This is a genomic window from Pleurocapsa sp. PCC 7319 (genome assembly GCF_000332195.1).
Taxonomy (GTDB): domain Bacteria; phylum Cyanobacteriota; class Cyanobacteriia; order Cyanobacteriales; family Xenococcaceae; genus Waterburya.
On sequence record NZ_KB235922.1, the window covers coordinates 1,313,757 to 1,325,861 of the forward strand.

The window sequence follows — 12,105 nt, forward strand, 5'->3', positions numbered from 1 at the left end:
TTTATTTGTACCCAGCTTATCAATATGTTGCGTCGAGTTTTTTTGCTACAGATTCTACTAGGCTGGTTCATTGCTATTACAAAAAAGCTAGTTACTGGTATCTCCTACAAGTCAGCCTCTGCCGCCCCATTATTTTCTGACGTTGAGCCAATTATTTTCTTTGTTGCTCCCAATGGCAATGATGCATGGTCAGGAAGACTAGAGGTCGTTAATCCAGAAAATAGTGATGGACCCTTGGCAACTTTAGAAGGAGCAAAAATAGCAGTTAGAAATTTAAAATCTAATCAATCTTACATTGATCGCCCCATCAAAATTTTATTGCGAAGCGGTACATATTTTTTATCTCAGCCAGTTTTATTTAAACCAAAAGACTCGGGAAGTATTAATCAACCAATTACTTATCAATCATATCCGCAAGAAAGGGCAATCATTAGTGGGGGAAAATTAATTACGGGTTGGCGTAAAGAAATAGTTAACAATCTAGAAATGTGGACTGTAGATTTGCCTCAAGATTCGTCGAATGATTGGCAATTTCAACATCTCTGGGTTAATGGGAACAGGCGATCGCGATCGCGTTATCCTAGTCAAGGATATCTACAAGTTGAGGCACTAGACACCAGCAAAGATCAAGCCTGGCATGAGGGGCATGATAGTCTGCAATACTATGAAGGAGATTTACCTAGTACTAATGTCAGTACTTTTGAAGGTGCAGAACTTGTAGTTATGAACCGTTGGGTGGAATCTCGCCTTCCTATTACGAAGATTGACCCTGTTCAGCGACAAATTTACTTTGGTAAATCTAGTGTTTTTAAACTAGCTCCTGGAGATTTATATTATTTAGAAAATTCTTTAGACTGGTTGAATACCCCTGGAGAATGGTATCTAGACCGTCAGCAAGGTAAAGTATATTATCTGCCATTTCCTGAAGAAGACATTAGCACCACAGAATTTATTGCTCCTGTTCTTAGTACTTTATTGGTATTTCGAGGCAATATCCAGAAAAATAGATATGTTCAACATTTAAAGTTTAAAAATATCACTTTCTCTCATACCGATTGGCATCTACCTCAAAATGCATCTGGTTACTCTCAAAATGCTTGGGGAGTACCAGGAGTAATAAATGCGATCGCGCTGAAAAATTGTACATGGAGTTATTGTACTTTTGCTCATCTGGGGAATTATGCATTGGAACTAGCCGATTATTGCCAATATAATCGAATTTCTTATTGTTTATTTTCCGACTTAGGTGGTGGTGGGATTAAAATTGGACGAAAACTAACTAAAAAAACTGGCTCCAATATCTCTGAGAGAACAAGTTATAACCAAGTTGTGGGTAATCACTTCTTTAATGGGGGAAAATTTTTTCACAGTGCTGCTGCAATTGTGGTGGTAAAAAGCCATCATAATTTAATTGCTCGCAATAATATTCACAACTACTATTACACTGCTATTTCGGTGATGGGTACATGGGGTTTTGAACCAACTCAAGCGTATCAAAACCTAATTGAGCATAATCATATTCACCACATAGGTAAGTTAAGTAATGGAGATGGTCCAATTATCAGCGATATGGGCGGTATTTATACTTTAGGCTCTCAAAAGGGTACAGTCATCCGTCATAATAAAATTCACGATATCACTGCTCTACGTTATGGTGGTTGGGGAATTTATCTTGACGAGGGTAGTTCTTACATCACTGCTGAACATAATCTTGTATTCAGAACAAGTCACGGTGGTTTCGCTCAACATTACGGCAAAGAAAATCTAATTCGTCATAATATTTTTGCTCTGGGTGATCAAGCCCAACTCCATCGCTCATTTAAAGACTTAAAATTTGCCCGAGAAGGAAATTTTATTAGCTTCCACTTGGAAAATAACATTTTCTATTGGCAAAAGGGAAAGTTCATTTCTGGTTTAGGCAGAAATTCTCAGTCTCATGCGATTTTTAACCACAACATTTACTGGAAAGTCGATCAACCTAATTTTTTGCTCGGTGGTTTAGCTTGGAAACGATGGCAACAAAGCGATCGCCATTCTGTAATTACCGATCCATTATTTATTGCTCCTCAAGAAGATAACTTTCAACTGCGACCCAATTCTCCTGCTTGGCAATTGGGCATTAGTAAAATAGGACGCGATTAATATTAAATTCAAGCTAAATTGTTAGCTATCTTCTAAGTTTGGGGAACTCTATAAGCGATTGCGAAGCGTACCCGGCGGGTAATCGCCTCTGGCGGTGAGCTTGGCTCAATCGCTTTTAGTTGTTTTGGCAGGTAGAAATATTTCATATGCAACCCGAACTTAAACCCCCACCCCAAAAGTATTCAACATTAGTAGTTCTCGGTGGAATCGTAACCGCAACGTTAGCGATCGCTAGTTTGACGTGGCTAGCCAATCATTTATCTAAAGACAATGTTGAGGAAATATCTGAATCCAGTCCAACTAAATCTGTCGTGGAAAAATCACCAACATTAGAAGCTTTATACGCTCTACAGGATAGCCAATCGTTAAAATTACCAGGAACTAAAGTCACAGCTAAAGAGTTAAAAGCGACCAAAGTTCCCTACATTCCAGCTAAAGCAACTAAGTTGACTGCAACAGAAATGGAGGTAGCCCAAACAGCCTGGAAATACTTTGAAACTAACTGGAATAAAACTAGTGGTTTAGTAAATTCTGCCGATCAGTTTCCGTCCGTAACTTTATGGGATCAAAGTGCAGCGATCGCTGGTTTAATAGCCGCCAAGGAATTAGACATAATTGACATTCAAGAATTTGAAACTAAGATGAGTCGGCTCTTAAAGACTCTAGCAAAACTTGATTTGTATAACGATGAATTACCCAATAAAGTCTACAATGCCAAAACTTTAATTCCTGTTGACTATGGTGGTATCGAACAAAAGGCAGAAATAGGCTGGTCGGCGATTGATCTAGGGCGAATGGCTATTTGGCTAAAAATTATTGGTGCTAAATACCCGAAGTTCAAAACTCAAGCCGATGCCGTCTGGGAAGCTTGGGATGTGGAGAGGCTCACTAAAGACGGCAATATGTATGGTACCAGCATTAGTAATGGTGAAGAACAATATAACCAAGAAGGGCGTTTAGGTTACGAAAATTATGCTGCCTTTGGCTTAAAACTTTGGGGTTTAGATGTAGAAAAAGCTTTAGATTATGAAGATAAAACAGCCTTTGTCAATCTCTATGATGTTGGTATTCCCTATGATTTAAGAGATGCTCAAAATTCTGGAGCAAATAACTATGTCCTAAGCGAACCCTATTTTCTAGATGGGATGGAAACTGGTTTTCAAGCCTTACCCAAAGCCTATAGCGATCGCATTTTACAAGCACAAGAAGCCCGTTATCAGAAGACCAAGCAATTAACAGCAATTACAGAAGACAATCTCGACCGAGATCCCCGTTTTGTTTACAACACCTTATTTGTGAATGGCAAACCTTGGTCGACGATTACGGATACTGGAGAAAACTACAATCATTTACGCTTTTTAAGTGCTAAAGCGGCGATCGGTTGGCACGTTCTTTACGATACTGCCTATACCAATCAGCTATTTGATTTTGTAGTGGAAAACCTAGAATCAAAAACCGGTTGGTATAACGGCTACTACGAAACTCTAAAAGAACCAAATGAAGCTTTGACTGCTAATAATAACGGCATTATTTTGGAGTCTCTACTTTATAAACAAGTGGGTAAGCCTTTATTAGTATGGGCAGGAGTTTCTAAAAAATAAAGGATGAGGGATGAAGGATGAAAAGAAAAAGGGGTTTCAAATTAATTGCCTCATCTGTAATAGTAACGTTAGTATCTCAGTCTTTGATTGGGATTTCTCAACCTAAATTAGTTTTGGCACAAGAAAGTGGGAATAGCTGCGCTAATATTGTTAGTCCTCTGACTCCTGAAGAAGAGACTTATGCCCGCAGTGCTTGGCAATATTTTCTCAATAACTATCAAGAAAGTACAGGTTTCACCAACTCTTTTGGAGGCTATCCCTCCGGTACTCTCTGGGATATGGGAAATTACCTGATGGCATTGAATGCGGCTCGCTGGCTTAATCTGATTGACCAGACAGATTTCGATCTTCGTTTGAATAAGTTTTTAGCTAGTCTCAGTGGACTGCGCTTATTTGAAGACAGCTTACCTAATAAAGTGTACAACACCGCAACAGGAGAAATGGTGGACTATGGTAATAACCCTGTAGAGAGAGGTATAGGCTGGTCTGCTTTGGATATTGGCAGAATTTTAGCTGCTTTTCACGTACTAAGAACTTGTAATCCTCAATATAGTGAATGGTTACAGTCAATTGTTGATCGCTGGGCGGTAGAGCGATCAATTCAAGATGGTTATATGTTTGGGGCAACAGTACTCGAAGATGGTCAAACTTTGCTAGTTCAGGAAGGACGTTTGGGCTATGAGGAATATGCAGCCAGAGGTTATGAATTATGGGGCTTTGCTGTACCAAAGGCATTATCCTATGAACCTTTTAAAATGGTAGAAATCTATGGCGTACAGCTACCAGTAGATACCCGCAGATTTCAAGAAACTAACGCCAATAATTATGTTGTCAGTGAGTCATATATTCTGGATGGGATTGAATTCGGCTTTTTAGGTCAGCAACAGGAATATGCTGAAAGAGTATTCGAGGTACAGCGCAGAAGATATCTTGCCACAGGACAGTTAACGGCAGTGACTGAAGATAATATTGATGGTGCGCCTTACTTTCTTTACAACACAATCTTTTCCAATGGCAACGCTTGGGCGACAATTACAGAAACCAATGAGCTTTATCCAGAAAAAAGAAGTATTAGCACTAAAGCTGCTTTAGGTTGGCGTTATATCTTTCCTGAGAGTGAATATGCCCAACAACTATTTCAGGTAGCCACAGGCTTGATGAGTCCTGATGGAGGAGGTTTTTATGCTGGTTTATATGAAGAGACTAATCAACCTAATAAAGCTCTAACGGGGAACACCAACGGTTTAATTATGGAAATCCTCTACTACAAAGCAAGAGGAAATCAGCCTTTAATTGGAGGAGATTTAGTCAATGCCTCTACGGGAGAACCTGAAAAATATGAAGTAGTTGAGGGTTTTCCTCCACCTCCTGGAGTAGATAATTCAGCTTTGGATCACAATCAAACAGATCGGGATGAAGGAGAGATCGGGAAACAGGAAGATAGTGAGAGCGAGAAACAAGGAGAAGAAGAGACAAATACTACTGTTGAAAAAAAACCTCAACCAACTAACTTTATTACTATTGCACCAATTCCTTCTGTCGGAGAAATTCGCTCTTCTAGCTGTTCAGATTTAACCCGCCAGCTAACTATTCCTGAAAAACGCTATGCCAAAGTAGCCTGGAAATATTTTGAAGCAAATTACCAGCCAGAAACAGGTCTAGTGAGCGATCGCAGTGATATGAAAGGAACAACCCTCTGGGGTATTGGCGATTATCTTGCTGCTCTTCAGTCGGCGACTGCTTTAGAATTAATTACCCTCAATAAGTTTGACTTGCGTGTCCGTCAACTATTGGCAACTCTGCAAAGACTGCCTCTTTTTTCTGGGGAATTACCTCATCGTGGTTATGATATTCGTTCCTTAGAACCTGTAGACTACGGCAATAACCCAACTCCAGAAGGAACGGGATGGTCTGGCTTAGATGTGGGCAGAATCTTACTGGCATTACATAACTTGAAAAGCTGCTATCCTCAATATACTGAAGCGATAGATAACATACTTTTAGAATGGTCTTATCTTAGAGTAGTTAGAAATGGCAGATTAAATAGTGCGGTAGTCGAGCCAGATAATTATAATCGCCGTTTAGCTAGGGTACATTCGGTTAATCAATTGGGTTATGAAGAATATGCTGCCCGTGGTTTTCAGCTATGGGGGTTTAATGCTGCTCTGTCAGCAGTAGGCGGAGAATACCAAACTGAATCTGTAGATGGCTTCAAAATTCTCTCTCAACGAGAACGTCCAGGAAAACAGCCCGAACATAATTATATAGTTGCCGATCCTTTTATTCGTTATGGTTTGGAACTGGGCTTCGATCCGCAAATGCGATCGCTGGTTTACCCGATGCTGCAAGCGGAAGCTAGACGTTATCGAAACCAGGGCTTATTTTCTGCTGCCAATACAGTTTTAATTCAACAAGAACCCTATATTATTCACAGCACAATTATGGGGAATAAGAAACCTTGGTCAACTTGGTCGGCAGATAGCAAGACAGAAGATAAACATCGTATTACCAGTGTGGCAGCAGCTTTTGCCTACAGGGCATTATTTCCTGAAGATGAATATACTCAGAAATTACAACAAGCGATAGTAGATTTATATAATCCTTCTTTAGGTTACTATGAAGGGTTTTATGAGACAAATGGTAAGCCAGCACTGGGTTTTACCAGTAGTACTAATGCGATTGTTCTGCAATCTTTACAATATCAGTCACGCAATGGACAACCTTTATTACTAGATAACCTAGACCTCAACTCTCCTTGGTGGAAAGCGATCGCTGAAGGGACTTCTGGAAATGGTTTACCTCTAGATGCCAAGCCCCAAATTTATCTAGCTAAAGATGAATCAGGTATCCATTGGGATAACTTAAATCCAGTTGATTTTTCTGATACGAAAACCAACAACTATCTTTCCTCAAACAAGAAGGCAATGGATACTCCCTTGCGCCGAGCAGTTAATCAAGACGAGACTCAACAATTGTCGCTCAAAACTTCCCCCCCAAATAATCAACCCATAAGTTTCCCTACTAGAAACTGTTCAGCTCATCCTAATCAGGAATTTGATTTATCAGCAGCAAAGCAGGCTTGGCAATATTTTGAACAGAATTGGCAGAAAAAAACGGGCTTCGTTAACGCTGTGGAAAATTATCCTTGGACAACTTTATGGGATCAGGGGAGTGCCATTTTAGGTATTCATAGCGCAAGACAGTTAGAAATTATTGACCCAGGAGAATTTGAGGGCAAAATAAGTAAACTTCTATCTACTTTAGAAACTTTACCTTTACCAGCAACAGGTTTACCCAACAAAGCCTATAGTACTACTACGGGTGAAATGCGTCAGTTAGATAATACTCCTGACTCTGAGGGTAAAAGCGGTTGGTCTGCATTAGATACGGCTAGGTTTCTAATCGCACTGCATACTTTAAAAATTCATTACCCAGAATATTCAGCAAAAATTGACAAGATTGTCAGTCGTTGGGATTTAAGTAAATTAGAACAAGACGGTTGGTTATATGGAGGTATCCCTACTCAACAGGGAACAATAAAGTATTTTCAAGAGGGCAGACTAGGTTATGAACAATATGCAGCTCACGGGTTAAAACTTTGGGGAATTGAAGCTATTAATGCCCTTCATAATCCACCCACTAAAAATATCGAGGTCGAAGGCATTACTTTAAAAGCAGATCGACGCAACTATGCTAATTCTAATGCAGGTAATTATTTAACCAACGATCCTTATCTGCTCTGGGGATTAGAAATGGGTTGGTCTAGCGATAATAAATCCCAGGTTAAAAACCTTTTGCAAGCCCAGGAAAAAAGATATCAAAGTACCGGGATTCTAACTGCTGTTAATGAAGATTCCTTAGATCGCTTTCCTCATTTCTTGTACTATAGCGTCTATGCTAATGGCGATCGCTGGAATGCAGTTAACAACGAAGGTGATTCTTTTCCAGAACTAAAATTTCTCAGTACTAAAGCGGCTTTTGCTGCACACTCCCTATTTCCGAATAATCACTACACCAAATCTTTAAAACAAGCTGTGGAGAAAACGGGAGTGAACAATCGTGGCTATCCAGCGGGTATTTTTGAAAATAAAACCCTAGGAGTAAACAAAGTATTCAACGTTAACACTAACGCCGTAATTCTAGAAGGTATTTTGTATCAAACAAGAAAATGTCCTTTAACAAGTAAATAATAATTGCTCTCCTTTATCCAACTCATTACTTATTACTTATTACTTATTACCTATTTACTTAAAAAATGAATGAACCCAGTTTCCAAGGTAATATTCAATCATATTTAAAAGACAGAACATTATTATTCCGCTATTTAGTTATTATTAACCTGATTTTTGGCGCTTGGTACTTACAGTGGCGCATTACTCATTCTCTTAATTTTGCAGCACTGTGGCTTTCAATTCCGCTTCTTCTAGCTGAAATTTATAGTTATCTCGGAGGGGTAATGTTTCTGATTGGTTTATGGCAACCAGTGGTCAGAAAAATTAGATCTTTTAATTGTTTGGTCCCCAAATTTCTGGAAGCAGAATATCCAACTATTGATATTTTTATCACTTGCTACAATGAACCAGCAGAAATGGTTGCAGAGACAGCAAAAGCATCGCTAGCGATTGATTACCCTGTAGATAAACTCAAGGTATATATCCTGGATGATGGTAATTCTTCAGATATGAGAGCAATGAGTGAAAGTCTATGTTTGCAAGATTTACGCAGTTCTTTACTCCAAAAGCAAGCTACCAGAATTGAGCAAGAGCGATCGCAACTCGTAAATCGTTTACAACAGCTAAAAAATATCACTCCTGATATTGTTGCCAGCGATGAATATTTACAGACATATAAACTACAGACAAAATCTGATTTAGGGGAATTAGTAGAAGTATTAGATTGGTTTAATTCCCTAAAAACCGATGAGATTGATGTTCGCTCCTGGTTAGAATTCCAGACTATTTTGGGAGAAGCTTTTGATAATGTTGTCGGTCATGCCCATCAGGGATTACCAGAAAATACTCCAATTGATTTGGAAATAGCTATTTTAAGTCAATCATTGGTACTTAAAATCTGGGACTATGGCGTAGAATTCGACCTAAAATCCTATAAATGCCAATTACCAGATGTGGTTGAACCTGAAGCTGAAAGTGGAAGAGGCATCTTAATCATGGAAGAATTAAGTGATTATTTTAGCTACACTAGACTAGACGATGGACGCAATTGTTTACTGGTAATCAAAGCTTACTCCCCTGTATACACTGAAAATACAGCGAAATCTAACTGTCCACTTCCAATTCAAGGTTTAGGACAATTATTTTCTTTACTCAATCCCCAAGACAAACAACTTCAAGATTGTTTATCCAGAGAACAGCAAGCTTTAGAACAAGCTATTTATCAAAAGGAGCTTGAGCTAAGTGAATTGTCGCGTTGTCGATATATTGCTCGTCCTAAACCCAAGGGCAAAGCCCATCATGCTAAAGCAGGTAATATTAACCATGCCATTTTTTCAGGGGAAACTTCAGGAGAGTTTATTGTCACCTTAGATGCAGATCATATTCCGAAACCAGAATTTCTCAATCGAGTTTTACCCTACTTTTATCAATATAATCTTCACACAGGTAAATACCAACAAAATCAAATCGCCTTTGTCCAAACTCCCCAAGCATTTTATAACTTACCCCCAGGCGATCCTTTTGGACATCAAGCACATCTATTTTATGGACCCATTCAACAGGGCAAAGATGGTATGGAAGCAGCTTTCTATACAGGAACAAATGCCATTTTACGTCGAGAAGCTCTAGTTAGTGTTGGCTTACAAAATTTTTCTGATGAATATGAGTTAGATAATAATCGTCTTGATGAATTTGATTTAGTTGGCGGTGTATCTAGCAATAGCATCACAGAAGATATGAATACTGCAATGCGTCTTCATGCTGCGGGATGGAAGTCTGTTTACCATCATGAAGAATTATCCGTCGGTCTGGCTCCTGATGATCTGAGTTCAACGTTGAAACAAAGATTACGTTGGGCGCAAGGAACTATCCAGGTATTACTCAAAGAAAACCCTTGGTCAAAACCAGGCTTGACTTTTTGGCAAAGACTGCAATATTTCCAAACAATGTATAGCTATTTTGCTGGATTTTTTATTGTTATTTTTATTGCTTGCCCTTTAATTTATTTCTTTACGGGAATTATTCCGGTACGTTCATTTAGTGCTGACTTTGCAATTCACTTTTTACCTGCTTTTATTCTCAATCGACTTACTTTTATCGTTGCTACTTGGGGTATACCTGCTAGTGAAGTTTGGCGTTCTGAACAATATGCGATCGCTCTATTTCCTTTGATGATTCGTGCAGTCTGGAGTATTTTTAGTGGTAGAGATGTCAAGTTTCAAGTCACACCTAAACAAAGACAATCAGGTAGATATCTACATTTGGTAACAGCTCAGTTATTGGTATTTGTGCTCACAATTTTAGGTATTATTTATTGTATTTATCTGTTGGTTACTAGCAACTTAGAAAATCCCTGGACTTATTTTATTAATTTCTTTTGGGCAATTTATAATTTATCTCTACTGTGGGTAATTATTAAAGCAGCAGTTTGGCAACCTAAATCAAATTAGAATTTTCACCTCGAGCAGAGGCGCAAAGAATGACGCAAAGTTATTGGTCAAGCGATTATTGACTTGTATTATGTAGACTTAATCTAAGATTAATCTATAATATAGCGATCGCGATAAGATTAAAAACAGACTAAAAAAATATTTTGGTTCGTTTGCCGAATACATTGATTGATGTCGTATTGTACAGTGATGAGATCGCCAGTCTCGATTTGGATAGCTAGTTTGTGGTATTGATTAAGATGCGCCATCTATACTTATTCAAATACTATGTCCGCTTCTAATCCTGCTGCTATCAAAGCAAGAAATAATCTTCTGATAATGTTTGTCGCCCTAACATCCTTGATATTGTATTGGTAGCAGTTTCGCAGGATTTATGGGCAATTGGACGGATTATAGTTACCGTTGCCGTGATGTATTTTGCCATGCAAGGATATAAGTGGGCGAAATGGGTTTTAATAGCAATCTTTAGTTTGGTGGTTGTGCTGCTGACAGCCTTAATTGTTGCCTTACATTCCAAATTATCTACTTTTTTGGTTGTTGGCAGTTTGATTATGATTATTCTGACTATAATTGTTGGTAGTTTTATGATTTTCAATCGAGATTTAGCTCGTTATTTTACTGATCGCAGAAAAGCCGCTATCAAACCAAGTTAAAGTAATAATCCTACCGAGCAAGATATGTAATTAAGACAACATAAATGTTATGGCAGAATAGAAGCATAAATTTTTAGATTTACTGCGATCGCTGTTTTAAACTTAGTTACATTAAAGATAATTTATGACCTCCGATTTACTTATAGGAGAAATAGCTAAAAAGTTTGGTCTGTCTACTCAAGCCATTCGTTATTATGAAAAACTAGGTTTAATTGAATCTCCCTGCAGAAGCGCAAAAGGTTATCGATTGTATTCTTCCATCACAGTCGAGCGATTACAATTGATTCAATATGCTCAAAAATTCGGTTTCTCTCTCAATCAAATTAAAGAATTACTGGAGTTTGCTAATTTACAGGATAGTACTGTCGCTTTAAATAAAATGCTCGACGATCGGTTACAAGATCTAGAGCAACAGCTAAATCAAATTCAATTAAACACCAAAGAATTAAAGCAAAGACAGCAACAATTAAATCAATTAATTACTAATGAAAAATCCGATAAATACAGCGTTGTAGATAATTATTTATTGCACTTATTTAGAGATATAGAAGCAAGCTTATCTGCGAATAATCAAACTGCCAATAAAGCTAATCGGCTTTTAGAACTATACAGTACAGGAGAGCGAGATTTCCAAGCCATAGAATTAATTGGCGCTGAGTTAAATGGCGCATTTCTTTGTAATGCCGACTTTAGTTTTGCTGAGATGATGTTAGCTAGCTTAAATGAAGTTTCCATGGTTCAAACTAAGCTTAATCGAGCTTATCTTAGTGGGGTGGATCTAATCGATGCTTATTTACATCAAGCAGAATTAATTAATACCAATCTTATTGGTGCCGACTTAACCCAAGCCATCCTTACCGAAGCAAATTTAACAGGGTGTAACTTAGGTGGAGCAAATTTAACTAATGCCGATTTAAGGGGAGCTAACCTGACTGAAGCTGTTTTAATTGGTGCTAATTTAACTGATACTAATTTTCAAGGAGCAACCATTTTAGGGAGTAATTTTTTAGAAGCTAATTTAGAGGGCGCAATATTCGATCTTGGGGTTAGAGAAAAGTTACAGCTTGCCAATAGTTAACTTAGGCAA

6 protein-coding genes are annotated in these 12,105 nt (G+C 38.3%); all 6 read left to right on the forward strand.

The genetic code is table 11. The annotated features are described in order from the left end of the window. Positions 1-24 precede the first annotated feature (24 nt). The 6 genes from PLEUR7319_RS0109900 to PLEUR7319_RS34800 all read left to right on the forward strand — a co-directional run bounded on the left by PLEUR7319_RS0109900 (position 25) and on the right by PLEUR7319_RS34800 (position 12,096). Positions 25-2,142 carry a right-handed parallel beta-helix repeat-containing protein gene (locus PLEUR7319_RS0109900; protein ID WP_019505065.1) on the forward strand — a complete coding sequence of 706 codons (2,118 nt, stop codon included), beginning with the start codon at positions 25-27 and terminating at the stop codon, positions 2,140-2,142. Between the two features lie 146 nt (positions 2,143-2,288). After that, on the forward strand, positions 2,289-3,743 hold the full coding sequence (locus PLEUR7319_RS0109905; RefSeq protein WP_019505066.1) for a DUF3131 domain-containing protein: 1,455 nt from the start codon (positions 2,289-2,291) through the stop codon (positions 3,741-3,743). A gap of 17 nt (positions 3,744-3,760) precedes the next feature. Further along, entirely contained in the window at positions 3,761-7,933 is a 4,173-nt protein-coding gene (locus tag PLEUR7319_RS34790; protein WP_019505067.1) for a DUF3131 domain-containing protein, read from the forward strand. 65 nt (positions 7,934-7,998) lie between these two features. Further along, a complete protein-coding gene (locus PLEUR7319_RS0109915) occupies positions 7,999-10,365 on the forward strand; it encodes a glycosyltransferase (RefSeq protein WP_019505068.1) in 2,367 nt (788 codons plus the stop codon). Positions 10,366-10,715: 350 nt separating this feature from the next. Continuing rightward, positions 10,716-11,018, forward strand: coding sequence for a tweety family protein (locus PLEUR7319_RS34795; RefSeq protein ID WP_237743547.1), 303 nt, complete (start codon positions 10,716-10,718; stop codon positions 11,016-11,018). Positions 11,019-11,142: 124 nt separating this feature from the next. Further along, entirely contained in the window at positions 11,143-12,096 is a 954-nt protein-coding gene (locus PLEUR7319_RS34800; protein ID WP_019505070.1) for a pentapeptide repeat-containing protein, read from the forward strand. Positions 12,097-12,105 lie beyond the last annotated feature (9 nt).

Coding starts and splice junctions, on each gene's coding strand:
- PLEUR7319_RS0109905 (WP_019505066.1), top strand. CDS start 2,289: ATGCAACCCGAACTTAAACCCCCACCCCAAAAGTATTCAACATTAGTA.
- PLEUR7319_RS0109900 (WP_019505065.1), top strand. CDS start 25: ATGTTGCGTCGAGTTTTTTTGCTACAGATTCTACTAGGCTGGTTCATT.
- PLEUR7319_RS0109915 (WP_019505068.1), top strand. CDS start 7,999: ATGAATGAACCCAGTTTCCAAGGTAATATTCAATCATATTTAAAAGAC.
- PLEUR7319_RS34790 (WP_019505067.1), top strand. CDS start 3,761: ATGAAAAGAAAAAGGGGTTTCAAATTAATTGCCTCATCTGTAATAGTA.
- PLEUR7319_RS34800 (WP_019505070.1), top strand. CDS start 11,143: ATGACCTCCGATTTACTTATAGGAGAAATAGCTAAAAAGTTTGGTCTG.